21 protein-coding genes are annotated in these 19,102 nt (G+C 68.4%); 5 read left to right on the top strand and 16 right to left on the bottom strand.

Translation table 11 applies throughout. The features are described 5' to 3' along the window. Window positions 1-21 precede the first annotated feature (21 nt). The 6 genes from argS to xseA all read right to left on the bottom strand — a co-directional run bounded on the left by argS (window position 22) and on the right by xseA (window position 6,018). Complete coding sequence (argS, locus tag RT123_RS03635) at window positions 22-1,824, bottom strand: arginine--tRNA ligase (RefSeq protein WP_313007912.1); 1,803 nt, start codon at window positions 1,822-1,824, stop codon at window positions 22-24. Next, window positions 1,824-2,510, bottom strand: a complete 687-nt coding sequence (locus RT123_RS03640; RefSeq protein WP_313007914.1) for a Tat pathway signal sequence domain protein — start codon at window positions 2,508-2,510, stop codon at window positions 1,824-1,826. The genes argS and RT123_RS03640 overlap by 1 nt, the downstream gene beginning before the upstream one ends. A gap of 108 nt (window positions 2,511-2,618) precedes the next feature. Beyond that, window positions 2,619-3,062: a PaaI family thioesterase gene (locus tag RT123_RS03645; protein ID WP_313007916.1), complete on the bottom strand. Its 444-nt coding sequence runs from the start codon at window positions 3,060-3,062 to the stop codon at window positions 2,619-2,621. A 74-nt stretch (window positions 3,063-3,136) separates the two neighbouring features. Further along, window positions 3,137-3,703 carry a DUF3035 domain-containing protein gene (locus tag RT123_RS03650; protein ID WP_184278773.1) on the bottom strand — a complete coding sequence of 189 codons (567 nt, stop codon included), beginning with the start codon at window positions 3,701-3,703 and terminating at the stop codon, window positions 3,137-3,139. A gap of 169 nt (window positions 3,704-3,872) precedes the next feature. Then, window positions 3,873-4,358 carry a signal peptidase II gene (lspA, locus tag RT123_RS03655; RefSeq protein ID WP_174085717.1) on the bottom strand — a complete coding sequence of 162 codons (486 nt, stop codon included), beginning with the start codon at window positions 4,356-4,358 and terminating at the stop codon, window positions 3,873-3,875. A gap of 64 nt (window positions 4,359-4,422) precedes the next feature. Then, window positions 4,423-6,018 carry an exodeoxyribonuclease VII large subunit gene (gene xseA / locus RT123_RS03660; protein ID WP_313007920.1) on the bottom strand — a complete coding sequence of 532 codons (1,596 nt, stop codon included), beginning with the start codon at window positions 6,016-6,018 and terminating at the stop codon, window positions 4,423-4,425. A gap of 64 nt (window positions 6,019-6,082) precedes the next feature. On the opposite strand from xseA, the gene RT123_RS03665 reads away from it, so the two are divergent. The 3 genes from RT123_RS03665 to purD all read left to right on the top strand — a co-directional run bounded on the left by RT123_RS03665 (window position 6,083) and on the right by purD (window position 8,040). Then, entirely contained in the window at window positions 6,083-6,244 is a 162-nt protein-coding gene (locus RT123_RS03665) for a hypothetical protein (RefSeq protein WP_165115848.1), read from the top strand. Between the two features lie 16 nt (window positions 6,245-6,260). After that, window positions 6,261-6,692, top strand: a complete 432-nt coding sequence (locus tag RT123_RS03670; protein ID WP_066628494.1) for a PRC-barrel domain-containing protein — start codon at window positions 6,261-6,263, stop codon at window positions 6,690-6,692. Between the two features lie 73 nt (window positions 6,693-6,765). Continuing rightward, window positions 6,766-8,040 (top strand): phosphoribosylamine--glycine ligase, encoded by a 1,275-nt coding sequence (gene purD, locus RT123_RS03675; protein ID WP_313007923.1) that lies wholly within the window; start codon window positions 6,766-6,768, stop codon window positions 8,038-8,040. 3 nt (window positions 8,041-8,043) lie between these two features. On the opposite strand, the gene RT123_RS03680 is transcribed toward purD, so the two are convergent. Then, on the bottom strand, window positions 8,044-8,694 hold the full coding sequence (locus RT123_RS03680; RefSeq protein WP_235551230.1) for a murein L,D-transpeptidase catalytic domain family protein: 651 nt from the start codon (window positions 8,692-8,694) through the stop codon (window positions 8,044-8,046). Between the two features lie 156 nt (window positions 8,695-8,850). Between RT123_RS03680 and RT123_RS03685 the strand changes: the two genes are divergently transcribed. Next, window positions 8,851-10,176 (top strand): amidohydrolase family protein, encoded by a 1,326-nt coding sequence (locus RT123_RS03685; protein WP_313007926.1) that lies wholly within the window; start codon window positions 8,851-8,853, stop codon window positions 10,174-10,176. Here the strand turns inward: RT123_RS03685 and lpxK are convergent. The 5 genes from lpxK to RT123_RS03710 are packed head-to-tail and all read right to left on the bottom strand — an operon-like array spanning window position 10,161 to window position 15,539. After that, window positions 10,161-11,177 (bottom strand): tetraacyldisaccharide 4'-kinase, encoded by a 1,017-nt coding sequence (gene lpxK / locus RT123_RS03690; RefSeq protein WP_313007978.1) that lies wholly within the window; start codon window positions 11,175-11,177, stop codon window positions 10,161-10,163. The two genes, RT123_RS03685 and lpxK, sit on opposite strands and share 16 nt — an antisense overlap. Beyond that, the gene (locus tag RT123_RS03695) at window positions 11,174-12,466 is read right to left on the bottom strand and encodes a 3-deoxy-D-manno-octulosonic acid transferase (RefSeq protein WP_174085710.1); all 1,293 of its coding nucleotides are present in this window, start codon (window positions 12,464-12,466) and stop codon (window positions 11,174-11,176) included. Before RT123_RS03695 ends, lpxK begins: the two co-directional genes overlap by 4 nt. Window positions 12,467-12,476: 10 nt before the next feature. Beyond that, entirely contained in the window at window positions 12,477-13,160 is a 684-nt protein-coding gene (locus RT123_RS03700) for a lysophospholipid acyltransferase family protein (protein ID WP_055753298.1), read from the bottom strand. Beyond that, entirely contained in the window at window positions 13,157-14,986 is a 1,830-nt protein-coding gene (locus tag RT123_RS03705) for an ABC transporter ATP-binding protein (RefSeq protein WP_313007929.1), read from the bottom strand. The genes RT123_RS03700 and RT123_RS03705 overlap by 4 nt, the downstream gene beginning before the upstream one ends. Before the next feature lie 31 nt (window positions 14,987-15,017). Beyond that, window positions 15,018-15,539 (bottom strand): hypothetical protein, encoded by a 522-nt coding sequence (locus RT123_RS03710; RefSeq protein ID WP_017505333.1) that lies wholly within the window; start codon window positions 15,537-15,539, stop codon window positions 15,018-15,020. Window positions 15,540-15,627: 88 nt separating this feature from the next. Between RT123_RS03710 and RT123_RS03715 the strand changes: the two genes are divergently transcribed. After that, entirely contained in the window at window positions 15,628-16,293 is a 666-nt protein-coding gene (locus tag RT123_RS03715) for a fused DSP-PTPase phosphatase/NAD kinase-like protein (protein ID WP_313007979.1), read from the top strand. Window positions 16,294-16,299: 6 nt separating this feature from the next. Here RT123_RS03715 and RT123_RS03720 read toward each other — a convergent pair whose 3' ends face one another. The 4 genes from RT123_RS03720 to RT123_RS03735 form a co-directional block, all read right to left on the bottom strand. Further along, window positions 16,300-16,512, bottom strand: coding sequence for a hypothetical protein (locus RT123_RS03720; protein WP_137721191.1), 213 nt, complete (start codon window positions 16,510-16,512; stop codon window positions 16,300-16,302). A gap of 77 nt (window positions 16,513-16,589) precedes the next feature. Then, a complete protein-coding gene (locus tag RT123_RS03725; RefSeq protein WP_017505336.1) occupies window positions 16,590-16,835 on the bottom strand; it encodes a DUF4170 domain-containing protein in 246 nt (81 codons plus the stop codon). 110 nt (window positions 16,836-16,945) lie between these two features. Continuing rightward, window positions 16,946-17,743 (bottom strand): 3'(2'),5'-bisphosphate nucleotidase CysQ, encoded by a 798-nt coding sequence (locus tag RT123_RS03730; RefSeq protein WP_313007932.1) that lies wholly within the window; start codon window positions 17,741-17,743, stop codon window positions 16,946-16,948. Then, window positions 17,740-19,095, bottom strand: a complete 1,356-nt coding sequence (locus RT123_RS03735; protein ID WP_313007934.1) for a TldD/PmbA family protein — start codon at window positions 19,093-19,095, stop codon at window positions 17,740-17,742. Before RT123_RS03735 ends, RT123_RS03730 begins: the two co-directional genes overlap by 4 nt. Window positions 19,096-19,102 lie beyond the last annotated feature (7 nt).

Raw genomic sequence — 19,102 nt, forward strand, 5'->3', positions numbered from 1 at the left:
GGATGTCGCCCCGTCTATACCCTACATCCGCTCCGGCGTGTCGATGCCCAGCAGGTTCAGCGCGATTTCAAGCTGGCGCAGAGCGGCAGCGGACAGGGCCAGGCGCGAGCGCTTGGTCGCCTCGTCCGGCGCGATCAGCACGGGGCAAGCGGCGTAGAACTTCGAGAAGGACTGGGCCACGCGATAGGCGTGTTCGGCGACCAGATGCGGCATCCGCTTGTCGTAGGCGTCCGACACGGCCGTCGAGAAGGCGTCAAGCGTCAGGGCCAGATCGCGCTCCGCCGGTTCGGCGATGACGATGGCGCCGGGCGTCAGTCCCTGTTCGGCGCCCTTGCGCAGCAGGGATTTGATGCGGACCGACTGATACAGAAGATACGGCCCGGTCTTGCCTTCGAAGCTCATGAAGCGGTCGAGATCGAAGACGTAGCTGGTCGTGCGCGCGTTCGACAGGTCGGCGAACTTCAGGGCCGCTATGGCCACCTTGTGCGCGATGGCCTCGAACTCTTCCGGCGAAAGGTCGTCGCCCAGCTTGGCCTCGTGAAGACGCTCGCGCGCCTTTTCGGTCGCCTGATCGATCAGGTCGCGTAGCTTCAACACCCCCCCCGCGCGGGTCTTGAAGGGTTTGCCGTCCTGTCCGTTCATCGTGCCGAAGCCGAGATGCTCCAGAGCGCCCTCTGCGGCGTAACCGGCCAGATAGGCGGCGCGGAAGACCTGTTCGAAATGCTCGGCCTGGCGTTCGTCGACGACATAGAGGGCGAGATCGGGCGACAGGGCCTTCTTGCGGTCCAGGATCGTGGCCAGGTCGGTCGTGCCGTACATGGCCGAGCCTTCCGAGCTGATGACCAGCAGGGGCGGGGGGGACGGGGCCTCGATCACCGAGCCGTCGGCCAGCTTCTTCTTGCGCGTCTCGCCGGGCTTGGCGACGTGGACCACCTGGGCGCCGTCGTCCTCGACCAGCAGGCCGGTCTCTTTCAGATGCGCCAGCATTTCCGGCATCTGCGGATCGGCGTCGCTTTCGCCGTTCCACAGGTCGAAATCGACCGACAGGTCGCCGTATTCGCGCTTCAGCGCCTCGCGGCTGACCGCCACGAAATGCTGCCAGAGCGCGCGGTAGCCGGGACGGCCGTTCTGAAGTTCCGCCGTCGCCTTGCGGGCGCGGTCGCGGAAGGCCGGATCCTCCTTGGCCTTGCCGGCGGCCTGCGGATACAGGCGGTCCAGGTCAGCCAGGGTGACCGGGCTTTCGGCCGGGAAGGGGCCGTCGCCTTCGGCCATGAAGGCCGCGGCCAGGCCCTCGTCGCCGCAGGCGACGATCAGCAGGCCCATCTGGAAGCCCCAGTCGCCAAAGTGGGCGTCGCCGGTGACGTGGTCGCCGCGGAAGCGGAACAACCGCTTCAGGCTCTCGCCGATGATGGCGCTGCGCAAATGGCCGACGTGCATCGGCTTGGCGACGTTGGGACCGCCGTAGTCGATGACTACCTGGCGCGGTTCGGCCACGGTCGCGGCGCCCGCGTGGGCGGCGTCGTTCGCCACCTCGGTCGCGCGTTCGGCCAGCAGCGCGTCGGAGAGCTTCAGATTGATGAAGCCCGGTCCCGCGACCTCCACCGAGGCGAAGCGGGCATCCGCGCTCAGGCGCTCGGCGATCCTGCCGGCCAGATCGCGTGGATTGGCTTTCAGCGCCTTGGCGGCGGCGAGCGCGCCATTGGACTGGAAATCGGCCAGGTCGGGGCGGTCCGACGGGGTGACGCGGGCCAGGGCCGGCTCCACGCCTTCGGCGGCGAAGGCGGCGGCGACCGCTTCGCTGAGGACGGTCTTCAGATCAGACATTATTGGCTCGGTGCGGAGGCAGGCGAGGGCGCGGCGGGCGTCGTGCCGGCGTTGACGCGGAAGCGGCTGCCCGAGCGGTTGAACTCGGCCATTTCCGGCGTCACGTCGAAACCGACCAGGATTTCGAAGTTGCTGCCGCTAGTGTCGATGCCGGCGCGCGGAATGACGATGGTGCGCTTTTCAGTGACCGAGGCGGTGCGCTGGCCTTCGAAGTTCACCGGCAGGTCGAAATATTCCTTCGACAGGATGGCGTTGTTCCGCTCGGTCACCGCGATCCAGTAGCGGTAGGTGCGCTGCTCGCCCGTCGCCTGCGGGCCCCGGCCCAGGTTGAACAGCACGTCCATGTCGACGCGAATCGGATCGGCTTCACGATATTCGCAATCCGAAGAGATGCCTTCGATCTCGCCGGTGTAGCCGACATTGGCCACGGCGGCACGGCCGCCTTCCAGTTCGACGTAGCGGGCGGCGTCGTAAAGGATCTTCACATAGGGGCACGGGCCGGCGTTGGCGCGGCGACGCAGTGGCGCGATGCGCGGTGCACGCGACGGCGCGGCGTCTTCACCCGAGGCCTGCTGCTGTTGCCCGCTACGCTCGCGTTGGCGTTGGGAGGTCTGGGCCTCGGCGGCGACGGGCAGGACGGAGGCCGCGATGGAGAGGGCGGCCAGGGCGGTGAACACGCGACGCATCAGCTTATTTTTCCGACAGCGAGAGAGGGCGCACGACGATCGGCGGCCGATCATCAACGCTCGCCGCTGATAGCGGCTAAAGCGAGGCGCGGCAAACGCTTGCTGGCCTCAGCGCTCCATCATCAGGCAGGTCGAGGTCGCGGTCGCATAGAGCCTGCCGTCCAGGCCGCGCAGATCGGCCTCCGAGAAGGCCGCGCGGCGACCGGCCTGAACGATCCGCCCCTCGGCCCGAACCGGCGTGCCGGCGGTCAGCGCCTTGTGAAAGACGGTCTTCAGTTCCAGCGTCGCATAGGTCTGACCCGGACGAAGCGTGGAATGCACGACGCAGCCGCAGGCCGAGTCGAGCACCGTCGCGATCCAGCCGCCATGGACGGTGCCCAGTGGATTATAGACGGCGGTGGTGGGGATAGCCTCGAACACCACCCGGCCTTCTTCCACTTCGGTCAGTTCGAAGCCGACGGTGCGGGCGATGGGCTCGATGAAGCCGCCCGTCATGCCCAGACGCAGTTGGTCGATCCCGGACAGGGCGGCGATATCGACGGTTTCGGTCATGCAAACGGCTCCTGATCAGGTCCGTTTACAATAAAGACGGACGCTGCCGTGGCAAGCGCCCGTCGTATCGGTCTTTACAGGCCCGGCAGTTTGAATCCGCTGCTGCGACGCGGCTGGATCGTGATGGCCTGCTGGCCGCCGGTCAGAGCCTGAAGGCGGGCGGCCTCGGTCGAGGCGTCGATGGTCTTCTGGCCTTCCGCGGTCTGGCGGACTGTCGGGGCCTGGGTCGAGGCGTCGTCCTTGCGCCAGAACATCAGGCGGTTGGCGAAGCTTTCGTCCTTGTGCGCCAGATCGCCGAACTCGTCATCGACGACATAGCGGGCCAGGGGGTCGGCCTGTTCGCCGCCGGCCTGAGCCACCAGGACCTGTTCGCCCGGCGTGCGGGTGACGGCCTGACGCTGACCCAGAAGAATCTGACGCGCGGCGCTTTCGGGGGCCAGTTCCTGCGGGCGCGGCTGGCCCGGCGCGGGCGGACGCAGGCCGTATTCCGGCGGAACGCTGAGCGGGGCGGTCGAGACGGTGACGAACTCGTCGGGCACCACCTTGGTCAGGCCGATGCCCTGTTTGATGCTTCCGCAGGCCGAGACGGCGAGCGCGGAGGAGGCGACGAGGGTCAGGACGGCGACACTGCGGATACGCATGGTTTCAGGCTCTGGTCGGCTGATGCAGGAAGCGCCGCGATGGCGCAGTCGGCATAGTGAAGACGGGGTGATTACGACTTTTCGGGGGCCGCGCCAACCTCGGAGCCTGATCGGTCGAGGGGGCGATCCCGCCAAGGCCGTGAATCAGGCTCGAAAGCGTCGAAAGCCGTCAGGCTTTCACGGGTTTGTCAGACACCAGACTGTCGATGATCAGCAGCACGACGCCGATGGTGATGGCGCTGTCGGCGATGTTGAACACCCAAGGAAACACGCCCGTGCCCGAGAAGTCGATGAAGTCGACCACATAGCCGAAGCGGATCCGGTCGATCACATTGCCCAACGCCCCGCCCATCACGAAGCCGATGGCGGTGATCAGCAGGCGGCGGTTCGACTGCGTCGCCCACCAGGCCAGGCCGGCCGAGACGACGATGGAGAAGATGGCCAGGCCCCAGCGCGCTTCGCCACCGCCGAACAGGCCGAAGCTGACGCCGGTGTTCTCGACCCAGCTGAAGTTGAGGATCGGCGGGAAAACGGGGATGCGGCCGACTTCCTGCAGCGACAGGCCGCTGATGATCCAGGCCTTGGTCAGCTGATCCAGGACGATGATCAGGAGGGCGAACACATAGGCGGTGACGGCGAGGCGCGTGATCTTCATGCGGCGCCGTTAGCAGGAAGCGGCGCCGGGGCGAAGCGGAAAACGCGGATCATATCCGCCGCCGTCAGAACAGGCTGCCCTGATCGGCGGCGGACGGCCTCGGCTTGGCCGCCGGACGCGGCGGGAACGGACGGGGTTCGCCGCCGTCGATTGTCGCGGGCTGAACGCCGTCGCCGAACACCAGCCGGACCGCCTGACCCGGCTCCAGCGCCTTGGCCGAGGTGATCCAGGCGCCGTCTGAATCTTCCACGCGGGCGAAGCCGGGCTTGGGCCGTCCGGGGTCCAGGGTCGTCAACGCGCGCGACAGCGCCGCCAGGCGATCGGCGTCCCTCTCCAGCCGACGGGGTATGACCCCGTCCAATCGCGCGCCGACGGCTTCAAGCCGCGCCTGACGCTGATCCAGCCGTCGATGCAGCGGTTCGGGCGACAGCCGCCCAGAGACCTGCAACAGCCGCCGCTCGCCGCGCGCCACGCCGGCCTGAAGCGCCGCGCCCAGCCGGTCGCCCGCGCCGCGCAGCCGATCCTGCCCCCGCTCGATCCGCGTGCGCAGCAGGGCCGGGCTCAGCTTGCCGCCCGTCACCGCCAGATGCCGCTCGTGCAGGGCGACGTTGCGTTGCAGCCCCGAACCGAGGCGGCTCGAAACATGGTCCAGCCGCTGCTGCGCCAGGGCCAGCAGGTCCTCCGGTCGCGCCGGCAGGCCGCGCGCCACCGCCCGCAGGCGCGTACGTCGATCCTCAATCAGCCGCCCGCCCGCCTGCACCATACGCCGGTCCATGTCGGCGACGGCGTAGCGCAGGTCCGCCAACACCGGCGTCGCCATTTCGGCCGCGCCCGTCGGGGTCGGCGCCCGGCGATCCGACACGAAGTCGATCAGGGTGGTGTCGGTCTCGTGCCCCACGGCCGAGATGATCGGAATGCGCGCCGCCGCCACGGTCCGCGCCAGGCCTTCGTCGTTGAAGCACCACAGGTCCTCGACCGACCCGCCGCCGCGCGCGACGATCAGCAGGTCGGGGCGGGGGATCGCGCCGTCTGGCGTCATCGCATCAAAGCCGCGAATGGCGTTCGACACCTGACCGCAAGCCGACTCGCCCTGAACGACCACGGGCCAGACGATGACGCGACAGGGCCAGCGTTCGGCGATCCGGTGCAGCACGTCGCGGATCACCGCGCCGGTCGGGCTGGTGATCACGCCGATGGTCGCGGGAAAAGCGGGCAGGGGCGTCTTGCGCCCCGGCTCGAACAGCCCTTCCTCACGCAGCCGGACCTTCAGCCGTTCCAACTGGGCCAGCAGGGCGCCCACCCCGGCCGCCTCCATGCTCTCGATCACGATCTGATAGGAGGACCGCGCCGGATAGGAGGTGATCTTGCCGGTGACGATGACCTCCAGCCCCGCTTCGGGCTGAACGCCCAGGCCGCGCACCGACCCCTTCCACACGACGCCGTCGATAGCCGACTTGTCGTCCTTCAGCGTCAGATAGATGTGGCCCGAGGCGTGGCGGTTGACCTTGGAGACCTCGCCGCGCAGCCGCACGTGGCCGAACCGGTCTTCCAGCGTGCGCTTCAGCGCGAACGACAGTTCCGAGATCGACAGGGGCGGATTGTTGTCGCGCGGGGCAGGGACCTCGGCCGGGCCTTCAAATACGTAGGAGTCGTCGCTCATGAAGACATCCTAGCCTGCGTCGATCCGCCCGGGAACGCTGCGCGCGCCCTACCGTTCGACTTTCATGGCCGCCGACCCGCCCGGAACCGATCCTTCTGACCGTGACCCGCACGAGCGCGATCTGTCGCGCCGCGCCGGGGGCGGCGGGGCCATGAGCCCGTGGCTGATCATCGGCTGCATCATTCTGCTGGGCCTGGGCGTCTATGTCGTCTCGGCCCTGCTCTAATGCCCAAGGAGGCCGTATGAACCGCTTCGTCCCGCTCGCCGCCATTCTTTGCCTGACCGGCGGCGTCGTCGCCTGCTCGGATCGCGACGACGATGTGGTCCAGGCCCCTGCGCCGGGCGCAGCGCCCGTGGCCTTGCCGGATCAACAGGCGGATGCCGCCGCCTCGAACGCCGCCTTGGCCTTCAACATGACCCGCGATCAGCTGGAAGACGCGGATCTGTATTCGCGCGCCAACGTGGATCTGGGCGACGTGGAAACCCTGGTGCTGGACGCCTCGGGCGCCCTGACCCATCTGGTCGTCGAACTGGAGGGACCTGGCGACATGAAGGTGTTGGTTCCGGTCGCGGACGTGTCTCCGATCGACCGCAACGGCGACCGGGATCTGGTCACCGATCTGACGCCCGGCCAGCTTCAGGCCCTGCCGGCCTGGACCCCGCCAGCGCGCTGATTGGAGGCTGAATGCGGCGTTAAGTCTGACGGGTGCTTGACCGGCCGGCGCCGGCCGGTCATTGCCCGATCTCATGAACATTCTTCTCGTCGGATCGGGCGGCCGCGAACACGCCCTGGCCTGGAAGATCGCCCAGTCGCCGCTGGTCACGCGCCTGGTCGCCGCACCTGGCAACCCTGGCATCGAGAAGCTGTGCGAGTTGCGCGTCGTCAAGGCGGACGACGCCGAAGGCCTGGCCGCCCTGGCCAGAGAGATCAAGGCCGACCTGGTCGTTGTGGGGCCAGAGGTAGCGCTGGCCGCTGGTCTCGCCGACCGTCTGGCTTCGGCCGGCATTCCCTGCTTCGGGCCGACCGCCAAGGCGGCGCAGCTGGAAACCTCGAAGGCCTTTTCGAAGGGCTTCCTTGAACGGCACGAAATCCCCACCGCCGGCTACGGCGTCTATGACACGGTCAAGGACGCCAAGGCGGCGCTGGACGTGTTCCGGCCGCCCTATGTCATCAAGGCCGATGGCCTGGCCGCCGGCAAGGGCGTGGCCATCAGCCCCGACCGCCCCGACGCCGAGGCCGAAATCGAACGGATGCTGGGCGGCCGATTCGGTGCGGCCGGCGCCCGCGTCGTGATCGAGGAGTTCATGGACGGCGAGGAAGGCTCGCTGTTCGCCCTGTGCGACGGTCAACGCGCCCTGCTGTTCGGCGGCGCCCAGGACCACAAGCGCGCCTTCGACGGCGACCTTGGTCCCAACACCGGCGGCATGGGCGCCTATTCGCCCGCGCCCGTCTTCACGCCCGAGCTGGTGCAGCAGGCCGACGCGCTGATCGTCCAGCCGACGATCCGCAAGATGGCCGAAGAGGGCGCGCCCTATCGCGGCGTCCTCTACGCCGGCCTGATGGCGACCGAGGACGGCCCCAAGGTGGTCGAGTTCAACGCTCGCTTTGGCGACCCGGAATGCCAGGTGCTGATGATGCGGATGGCGGGCGACATCGTTCCCTATCTGCTGGGCTGCGCGCGCGGCGACGTCTCGGGCCTGGCTTCGCCCGCCTTCAAGCCTCAGACGGTGATCTGCGTGGTCATGGCCGCCAAGGGCTATCCCGACAGCCCGCTGGAAGGTTCGATCATCCGCGGCGCCGATCAGGACTTCGGCCCTCATGTCCAGGTCTTCCATGCGGGGACCAAGCGCCGCGACGACGGCTTGCTGGCCGCTTCGGGCGGGCGCGTCCTGAACGTCTGCGCCGAGGGCGACGACATCGCCCAGGCCCGTGAACGTGCCTATGCCGCCATCCGTAAGATCGACTGGCCGGGCGGCTTCAACCGCTCCGACATCGGCTGGCGGGCGCTGGACCGGGGCTGAAGCCTAGGCCGCCGCGAACAGCAGTCGGCCCTCGCCCATGCGCTCGCGCAAGGCCGGAAGGTCGGTGTGTGCGACCGAGAAACAGCCATAGCTGCGACCCAGCTTGCCTTCGCGCGCCAGGAAGTCGGGATCGGCGTAGTCGGCGCCGTGGATGATGATGGCCCGCTCGCGCGCCTTGTCGTTGGTGTATTCCAGCCCGTCCAGCAGCACGTTCGGCCCCTGTTGCGCGCCCCAGTTGGCCCCCGCCGTCGCATAGGCGCCGATCGAGGACATGTTGGAATCGGGCGTGTTGGAAAAGCGCTGGGCATAGCCGGTGTGGCTGGGGTCCGATCCCCGGCCGTGGCAGGTGCGCAGCACCTTCACTTCACCCGCGATCAGATCGACTTCGTACAACCGCTCCTCGCCCGAGAACTTCTGGAAGTCGACCAGATACATCCGGTCGCGCAGAGGCAGGCGGTGATGGTGGGTGTCAAGCGCGGTCATGGCGCGCTCCATCAGCTCCTTGCGAACATGACCGCGTGGATCCAGCGGCGGCGGGGTCAGGGCGGAGGTCTGGACCGTGGGCAGACCGACCTGCGGCATGGCGATCGGAGTTCCGTTCTGGGCCGTCGTCAGCGGCGCCGTAGCGCTCGCGCTGGCGCATCCCGCCAGCATGGCCGATCCACCCAGAATAAGTCCTCGTCTCGATAGCCGCATGCGACGCCCTCGTTGCGGTTGGTCTTGGGGCGTGTTTGTTTCAGTTGGTTACGGGCGAGGCAACCTGAGCCTTGTGGGGCATTTTTGCGGCCGTCGCGTCGCGGGGAGAGATTGATGAAACGTTTTGGAATCGCGCTGGCGGCGCTGATGGCGTCGGCGGCGAGCGCCCATGCGCAGCAAACCCCCGTGGGCACAGGCGTTTCGGCGCAACCCAACACAACGTTCGTTGAAGCCGGAAGGTTGCTTGCGGATCCGTCGAACGGCGTTGTGCAACGCGATAAAACTCTCGTGATCAGGGGGAACCAGGTCGTCGAAGTGCGCGACGGCTTCGTCGGCGACGCATCGCAAGGCAAGGTCGTGGACCTGCGCCAGGCCTTTGTCCTGCCCGGCCTGATCGACAGCCACGTCCATTTGACGAGCCAGCAAAACCCGAACGCACGCCTTGAAGAGGTGACGCTTTCAGATGCGGATCAGGCGATGGTCGGCGCCCGCTACGCGCGTCGCACCCTGATGGCCGGCTTTACGACGGTGGCGGATCTGGGCGCCTCGAACCAAGCCATCTTCGCCCTGCGAAACGCCGTTCGGAACGGCGACGTGCCGGGACCGCGCATCATTGCGGCGGGGTCGTCGGTGTCGATCCACGGCGGGCATGGCGACATCAACGGCTATCGCGAGGACGTCATGCACCTGCTGTCGTCCGAGAGCATCTGCTCGGGGCCTGAGGACTGCATGCGGGCCGTGCGCACCCAGGTTCGCGCCGGCGCCGACATCATCAAGATCACCGCGACGGGCGGCGTACTGTCCAACACCGCCGCCGGCCTGAACCAGCAGTTCAGCGACGACGAACTGTCCGCCATCGTCGGCAGCGCCCACCGCATGGGCCGCCAGGTGACGGCGCACGCCCACGGTGTGGACGGCATCAACGCCTTCCTGCGGGCCGGCGGCGATTCCATTGAACACGGCACCTATCTGGACGATCAGTCGATCCGCCTGTTCAAGTCGAACGGCGCCTGGCTGATCCCGACCCTGCTGGCCGGCGATTTCGTGGCGCGCATCGCCTCCGGCCCCGACAACTTCTTCACCCCCGCCCAAACGGCCAAGGCGCTGGAGGCCGGGCCCAAGATGCTGGACATGGCGCGCCGCGCGCATGAGGGCGGGGTCAAGATCGCCTTCGGCACCGACTCGGGCGTTTCGGCCCACGGTGACAACGCCCAGGAGTTCGCGCTTCTGGTCCGCGCCGGCCTGAGCCCGCTCGAGGCCATCCAGGCCGCCACCGTCGGCGCCGCCGAACATCTGCGCATCGCCAATGAGGCCGGTAAGATCGCCGTGGGCATGCCCGCCGACATCGTCGCCGTCTCGGGCGATCCGCTGACGGACGTGACTGAGCTGGAGCGGATGAAGTTCGTGATGAAGTCTGGCGTGGTCTATCGCGCCGATTGAATCCAGTCGTTCAGGAAGGCGGCGAAAGCCGCCTCGTCCTCGAACCGGGCGACGACCGGCCAGGCGACGACGTCCTTGCGCTGCTCGGGCGTCAGCCGGACCCAGTCCTTCTCCGTCGTGACCAGGCGGGCGTCGAACACCGCAGCCCGGTCAGTCAGGAACGTCATGTCGGCGTCGCTATAGGCCGCGTGGTCGGGGAAGGGGACGAAGTCGACCAGGTCGCAGCCCGCCGCCTTCAGCGACCGCTCGACCTTCCAGGGCTTGGCGATGCCGGCGAACCCGACTTGCGGCCCTGACGGCGGCGGTCCCTCCGGCGTCAGGCGCGCGACAAAGACGGGCAGGGCGCCGAACACCGCCAGCAGTTCGGGATCGGCCTCCTCGACATCGGTCGGCAGCATGACCACCACGGCGTCGGCGCGCGCCAGGCCGGCCTTCAGCGGCTCGCGCATGGGGCCGGACGGAAAGACCGAACCGTCTCCGAACGGCCATTCGTCGCCGCGCGTTTCGCCGTCCACGACGATCAGGCTGACGGTCTTTTTCAGGGCCGGGTTCTGATGGCCGTCGTCCAGCACCAGAGCCTGCGCCCTCTCCGCGACGGCGGCCTTGGCGCCCGCGACGCGATCGCGCGCGATCCAGACCGGCGACCCTTGCGCCAGCATCAGCGGCTCGTCCCCGACATCGTCGGCTGTATGGATTTGAAGATCGACCCGGACCGGCCCCTCCAGCCGCCCGCCATAGCCGCGCGACAGACCTTGCGCCTCCACCCCCGCCGCCCGCAGCAGCCGCAGGGTTTCGCGCGCGACCGGCGTCTTGCCCGATCCGCCGACCGTCAGATTGCCGACCGAGATGACCGCGCAGCCGGGGTCGATCGGGACGGTCTTGGCGATCCGGCGCGCCGTCACGGCGGCCCAGACCCAGCCCAGCGGTTTCAGCGCCGTGCGCGTCATCCGGGCGTGGTTGCTGTCGCGCACATACCACCAGCGCGGCGTGTTCAGCTTCATCGCCGGCCCTGCCTCTGCGGCATCAACGGCGACAGCAGCGCCCACAGTCGCTCCAGCCCGCCTCCAGCTTCGACCGCCGCGCGACGCCCGCGCTCGCCCATGGCCTTGGCCGCGTTCAGGTCTTCCAGCAGGGGCTCGATCACGCCGGGCAGGTCGGACGGCGCCTGAACCAGAGCCAGGCCCCCCGCCTCGACCAGGGCCGCCGTCACCGGCGCCCAGTTGGACGCATCCGGCCCTGTAATCGTCGGCTTGCCCAGCCGCGCGGGCTCCAGCGGATTGTGCCCCCCGACCGGCGGCAGGCCGATGGCGGGCGCGAAAGACCCGCCCATCACCACGACATCGGCCAGCCGCAGGAACAGGCCCATCTCGTTCAGCGTATCGGCCAGATAGATGTCGGTGTCCGGCCCGATCGTCTCGCCCCGCGAGCGCATGGCGAAGGCGTATCCGTCGTGTTGCAGCGCCTGGGCGATGTGCCCCCCCCGCTCGGGATGGCGTGGCGTCAGAATCAGGCAGACTCGCTCGCTCAGATGGTCCAGCGCGCGCACGATGGCGATCTCTTCGCCCTCGTGGGTGCTGGCGGCGACGATCACCGGCCGGTCGCCAATGGCGGCGGACAGGCGGCTGAAGGCGGCGGGGTCGTGGGGCAGGGCCTCGCCGGACAGTTTCAGGTTCACCAGCCCGTCGATCCGCGCGCCCATGCCCTCCAGGCGCTGGGCCGAAACCGCATCCTGCGGCAGGACCAGATCAAAGGCGCCGGTCAGCGCCTGCGCGGAGGCCGGAAACCGCGCCCAGCCCTCCACCGTCTTTTCAGTGATGCGCGCGCTGACCAGGGCCAGTTTCACGCCCCGCCGCCGCGCCGCCAGCAACAGATTGGGCCACAGTTCGCTCTCGACGAAGACCGCAACGCTTGGCCGCCAATGGTCCAGGAACCTCTCGACCACGCCGGGGGCATCGACCGGCGCATATTGGTGGATCACGCCTGTCGGCAGTCGTTCGGCCAGAATCTGCGCCGAGGTCACGGTGCTGGAGGTAACCAGAACGATCAGGTCCGGTCGCGCCTTCGTCAGCCGCTCGACCACGGGCAGCAGCGACAGGCTCTCGCCGACACTGACGCCGTGCAGCCAGACCACATCGCCTGCGGGGCGCTCGGTGCGAGTGAAGCCCATCCGCTCGTCCACCCGCACCGGGTCTTCCTTGCCCCGCCTGGCGCGCGCATCCAGCAGGCGCGGGGCCAGCGGCTCCAGCGCGCGCGTCGCCAGCCGATAGGCGATCAGCGGCAGCGGCGTCACGGCTGCATCCTCATGGTTTCAGGCCCGTGATCGCATCGGCTCGCGCCTCGACGGCGTTCAGCCGCGCGGCCCAGTCCTGGCGGACGTGATCCAGGTCGTCGCCGGTCGGATAATCGGCGATGTCCCAGACGATGGCGCCTTTGGCGAAGGGCAGGGGCAGGATCGCGCGGTCCCAGCTGTTCAGCCGGATGGCCGGATTGCACGACATGCCGATGAACAGCGTCGGCGCCTTTGAGATCTTGGCCATCATCGGCAGACCCTCGGCCATCTGGCGCGCCGGGCCGCGCGGACCGTCCGGCGTGATGGCTAGGGCGCCGATCTTCAACTGACGCAGGCCCGCCCGCAGCGCCTGCGACCCGCCCTTGTCCCGGTCCGCCTTGTCCTTGTTCGAAGACGAACCGCGAATGGCGGGAAAGCCCTGGCGAGCCACAGCCTTTGCGATGAACTGACCGTCCGCCGACAGGGAAATCAACGCCTTGGCCGGCTGCGCGCGGTTCAGCGGCCAGCACGCCGGCGACAAGCCGATGCGCGAATGCCAGAAGGCGCACAAAACCCCGCCGCCCCGGGCCCAAACACCCTCGGCCACCGCCTGGTTTTCGTGGGTCCAGCGCATGGTGGCGAAGCAGAACTGCATCCAGTGCGCCAGGATGAAGGACAGGCTGGCCTGGACGGCCGGAATGCGCAGCGGCCTCACGCGACCGTCTCGACCGTGGGCGCGGCGCCGTCCAGCGACTGCTGGCGGGCCAGGCGCGAATAGAGCCCGCCTCTGGCGACCAGGACGTCGTGCGAGCCTTCCTCGACCACCCGGCCGGCCTCGATCACATAGATGCGGTCGGCGTTCCGGACGGTGGACAGGCGGTGGGCGATCATCAGGGTGGCGCGCCCCTGCATCAGCCGCTCCAGCGCCGCCTGGACCAAGGCCTCGCTCTCGGTGTCCAGGGCGCTGGTGGCCTCGTCCAGCAGCAGGATGGGCGCATCCTTGACGAAGGCGCGGGCGATGGCGATGCGCTGGCGCTGACCGCCGGACAGACGCAGGCCCGCCTCGCCCGCGCGGGTGTCGTAACCTTGCGGCAAGGCGGTGATGAAGTCATGGGCGGCGGCGGATCTTGCGGCGTCCTCGATCTGCGCCTGCGTCGCGCCCGGCCGTCCATAGGCGATGTTGGCGGCGATGGTGTCGTCGAACAGGAAGGGCTCCTGCGTCACCAGGGCGATGTGGTCGCGCAGGTCATGGATGCGAAGCGCCCGCACGTCGGCGCCGTTGATCGTCACCGCCCCGCCTGTAACATCATAGAAGCGCGGCAGCAGGCTCAGGATCGTGCTCTTGCCGCCGCCCGACGGCCCGACCAACGCCACCGTCTCGCCCGGCGCGACCCGCAGGGACACCCCGTCCAGAGTCGGCGCATCAGTCCCGGCGTAGGCGAAGGACACCTTGTCCAGCACGACCTCCACCGGCCCGGCGGCCAGGGGCGCGGCGTCGGCCGCCTCACGGATTTCCGGCTGGATGTCCAGGGCCCCGAACAGGCGCCGCGCGGCGGTGAAGCCCTCGCTCATCACCGTGGCCAGGTTGGTAACCTGACGCAGGGCTTGGCCGGCCGCCAACAGCATGCCGATGAAGGCGGCGAACCCGCCCACGGTCATGTCGCCCGACTGCGCCCGCCATCCGGCGTAGGCCATGACGGCGGCGACGACGATATAGGCGACCAGATCGCTCGACGGACCGGCGAAGGCGCGGGCGTTGGCGCCCTTGATGACGTGGCGCTGGCGACGGGCGACCACCTCGGCGACGCGGTCCTGTTCGGCGGCCTCGCGGTTCTCGATCTTGATCAGGCGAACCCCGTCCAGGTTTTCCATCAGGGCGGTGGACAGGTTTTCGGTCTCGGCCATGGCGCCGACGGCGGCCTTGCGCGTCTTGCGCCCGAACCGGCGCAGCACCAGCGCCACCAGCGGCACGCCCAGCAGCACCACGATCGTCAGCTGCCAGTCGATGAAGCCCATGTAGATCAGCACCGCGACCAGGGTCAGCAGGTTCTGGGTGTAGTTGACCACGCCCGAGGTGAAGGCCTCGCGCACCATATTGGCGTCGAACAGCACCGAGGAGACGAAGCCGCCCGAGTGCTGGCTGCGTAAGCGCGCCAGATCGGCGCGGATCATGGCCCCGAACAGGCGGATCTGGATGTCGCCGACGATGGTGTGACCCAATCGGTTGACCAGGGCGGCCTGGCCCAGCGCCGCCAGGGTTCGCGCAATGGCGACGGTCAGGATGGCGACCGGGATCCAGACGACGGCCTTGTCCGCCGGAAAGGTCACCAGGCCGAACAGACTGATCGGCTTGGTCCCGCCCAGGAACAGACCGTTGACGGCCGGCTCCAGCAGCTTCAGCAGCGCCGCCGTCAGCAGGCCGGTCGTCGCCGCGCACAGGACCGACAGGATCAGCGATCCCTTGTGCTTGGACAGATAGTCGCGCCAAATCCGCGCCAGCAAGGCGCGCAGCGGCATGGTTTCGGAGGCGGCGACGGTCATCGGCTCTCGGTCGTCCGAGCCGCCCTTCAAGTCAAGGCTTGTCCGGCGACGGTTCCAGCGCACGGCCCGGCTCGTCGGCGCGGATCAGGGTTTCGCCGGGCGCTTCCTGGATCCTGACGGCGGGCGGAACCGTCGGATTGGACGCGTATCGACGCCCGTCGAACGGCACGGCGACCTCATAGCCCTCGGTGATTCCGCCGCCCGCGACATAGACGCCCAGATCCCGTCGGCCATGGGTTTGTCGCTCCAGCAGCCGGATTGGCGCGCGGGCGACGCTGATCTCGCCGACCGAGCGATAGGTCGCGCCGGTGCGGTCCAGCACCAGCAGCCGGCATCCGCCCGAGCCGCACCAGTTGGGGCCGGTCAGATAGACCAGGGTCATGGCCCCGTCCGGCGTGATCGCGGCCGTATAGCGGGTGGTGTCCAGCGCCTCCTTGGCCCGGTCGCGCAGATAGGCGATCAGGGCGGGGTCTTCGGGGGGCGGCGTTTGGGCGGCGGCCGCGCCAGCCCACAGGCTGGCGGCCACGACGGCGGCTGCGGCGAGGGTTCTCATCGGGATGTTCTCCGGTCTCGACAAACATTCCAACGCGTCAGGATCGAGATCGGATGACGCGGCGGCGTCGGATCGCTATCTGGCGGGCATGGCGCGCTTCGACCTCTCGACCGCGATGGGCCGTTTTCGGGCGCATTGGCATTATTTCTGGGCCGACCACGCGTTTTTGCGCGTGGCCTTTTCCAACGCCCACTGGCTGGGCCCGGATCTGGTGCGCACCAATCAGCCGTCGCCGCGCCAGCTGGCTTATTGGAAGTCTAAGGGCGTCAAGACGGTCATCAATCTGCGCGGCGAGCGGGATGAGGGCTATTACTGGCTGGAGAAGGACGCTTGCGAGCGGCTGGGCCTGACCCTGATCGACGCGCCGCTGGACTCGCGCGATCCGCCCGAGACGGTGCGCATCCACCGCGCGCGCGACCTGTTCAGGACGATCCAGTATCCGGTGCTGATCCACTGCAAGTCCGGCGCGGATCGGGCGGGCATGATGGCGGTCTTCTATCGCCACTTCCACCTTGGCGAGCCGATCTCGGTCGCCATGAAGCAGCTCTCGAAGAAATATCTGCACTCGCGCGAGGGGCTGACCGGCGTGCTGGACTATACGCTGGAGAAATACGTCAACGAGATCGAGCCAAAGGGCATCAGCTTCATCGAGTGGGTCGACAGCCCCGACTACGACCCCAAGGCCATACGCGCCGAGTTCAAGGCCGGCTGGTGGGGCACGCTGCTGACCGACAAGCTGCTGCGGCGCGAGTAGGGGGCTTCAGCCCCAGGGGCCGGTCTTCGGTTCGTCGCCGGCCTCGCCGTTTGCGCGGGCCTCGGCGGCCAGTTCGGCGTCGCGACGCGCCTTGCGGTCGGCCTCCCACCGTTTGAACCAGCGGGCGTAGTCGATGTGGCCGCGCAGCGAAAAGCTGAACAGCGCCAGCACGGCCAGCAGGCTGACCAGTTGAAAGATCTGTTGCGGTTCCAGGTTCATCGTCGTCCTCGCCTACAGATCGAAACGTCGGATCGAGGAGCCGGTTCGGCCCCTCGATGTCGCACTCAGTCCTCGGCTCAGGCCGCGTCGCCGCGAGGATCGATCAGCTTGTGGGCGTGCAGGATGAAATAGCGCATGTGGGCGTTGTCCACGGTCGCCTGGGCGCGCGCCTTCCAGGCCTTCTTGGCTTCGTCATAGCTGCCGAAGGCGCCGACGAACTCGACCTGCGACAGGTCGCGGAAGGTCGGCTCGCCCAGGTGACGAAGCTCGCCGCCGATCACGATGTGCAGCAGCTGCGGCGGGACGGCATTCTGATCGGTCATCGGAAATCCTGAAGGCTGTGCCGGAAGGCTTGGGGGGAGGAGGTTTGAGCGCGGCATAGGCCGAGAACGCCCTCGGATCAATGTTGGCGGGGGTTTTTCCGTCCCCGCCTTCAGGTCGAAAGCGGCACGTTTTTACAGCGCCGCACGATCATCGGCTGGATGACTGGCGCCGCGCAGACCAGGCTGGCCTGACGCGGATCCGGCCGGTTGAAGGCCCACGGCCGCCCGTGGTGATCGCTGACCCTCGCTCCGGCTTCGGTCGCGATCAGCCAGCCCGCAGCGACGTCCCAGTCCCATTTCGGCGTCAGGGCCAGGGCGGCGTCAAAGGCGCCGGCGGCGACCAGCGCCATCCGATAGGCCAGGGCGTTGCGTTTCTCGAAACGCATCGCCGGCCACGGTTCGTCGTCGAAATAGGGCGCTTCGATCAGTCGCGCATCGCCCAAGATCGAGGCGTCCTCCAACGTATCGACATCCGAGGCGTGGATGGGTTTGCCGTTACGTCGCGCCCCGCCGCCGCGCGTCGCCACATAGGTCTCGTCCACCTCGGGCGCATGGATGACGGCGGCGACGACTTCGCCGTCCTCGACCACAGCGATGGGCACACACCACCACGGCGTCCGCTTCATGTAGGCGACGGTGCCGTCGATGGGATCGACCACGAAGATGCGTCGTTTCGACAGACGCTCGGCCGTATCCGCCGTCTCTTCCGACAGCCATCCATAATCAGGCCGCGCCGACAGCAGCCTGTCCTTCAGCATGGCGTCGACCTTCAGGTCGCCGCTGGTGACGGGCGAACCGCCGACCTTGGACTCGATCTTCAGCCCCGCCTCACGCTCAGCGATGGCCAGCGCCCCGGCGTCGATGGCCGCCTGGCGGATCAGGTCGAGGTCGGCTTGCAAGTCGATCATTTGCCCGCGATGGCCACCGCGTCGAACATCAGGCTGGGCACGTTAAATCCGCCCCGGAACTCTAGGTCCGAGCCGCGCTCGAGGCGCAGATACAGGTCAGTCAGCTTGCCCGCGACTGTGACCTCGCTGACCGGATAGGCGATCACGCCGTTCTCAAACCAGAAGCCCGACACCCCGGCGGACCAGTCGCCTGTATTGCCGTTCAGCGACGGGCCGAACATCGACGTCACCAACAGGCCGGTGTCGGCATCCGCCATCAGGCCCGCCAGATCCCGCTCGCCCGGCTCCATATGCAGATTGTGGGTCGAGACGCCGGATGGCCCGGCCAGCCCCCGCGACGCGTGGCCGGTCGTCTCCAGGCCCAGCTGACGGGCGGCGGCGCTGTTCAGCAACCAGGTGGTCAGGACGCCGTCGTCGAACAGGGCGCGCTTCTGGACCGCCACGCCTTCGTCGTCGAACGGGGTCGATCCCATGCCGCGCAGGCGGAACGGATCGTCGATCAGGGTGACGCCCTCGGCGAACACGCGCTGCCCCATGCGGTCCTTCAGGAAGGAGGTGCCGCGCGCGATCGACGGGCCGGAAATGGCGCCGATAGCCGGAGAGACGATCTGGCCCGCCATCCGGTTGTCGAAGATCACCGGGGCGGTGGTCGAGGCGATCTTGCGCGGCCCCACGCGGGCCACGGCGCGCTCGCCGGCGGTACGCCCGATCAGGTCGGCGCCCGGCAGGTCGGACAGGTGGCGAGTCGAACGGCTCTCGCCGCCGCGCTCCATCGCGCCGTCCTTTTCGGCGATGACGCCGACGCCCAGCGAGAAGGCTGACCCTTCATAGGCGCCGTCAAACCCGTGAGAGGTCACCAGCCGCCAGCGGCTGGATGACCAGCCGGCGTGTCCGCCTTCTGACCGCGCAACGCCCGTCACCGCCAGAGCAGCCGCCTCGGCCTCGGCCGAGACCTGCTCCAAAGTTTGGGCGCTGCGTTCGCTGGGATCGAACAGCTCCAGATCGATGAACGGCCCGCGCGCCAGCCGATCCTCGGGCGCGAAACCCGCGTGGGGATCTTCCGGCGCCAAGCGCGCCATGGCCACCGCCCGCTCGACCAAGCGCTGCTGGGTCGCCGGCGATAGGTCCGAGGCCGAGACCGACGCCTGCCTCTGGCCCACGAACACGCGCAGGCCCAGGTCGCGCGATTCCTCGCGTTCGACGTCTTCCAGCTTGCCGTTGCGAACCCCGACCGACAGGGATCGGCGATCGGCGCTGACCGCCTCTGCGGCGTCGGCGCCGGCCTTCAGCGCGGCCTTGACGATGTCGTTGAGAAGATCGGTGGAAACGGACGCAGCCAAGGTTTCAGTCATGCCCTGA

This window comes from Brevundimonas vesicularis (assembly GCF_032067225.1).
GTDB lineage: Bacteria > Pseudomonadota > Alphaproteobacteria > Caulobacterales > Caulobacteraceae > Brevundimonas > Brevundimonas vesicularis_F.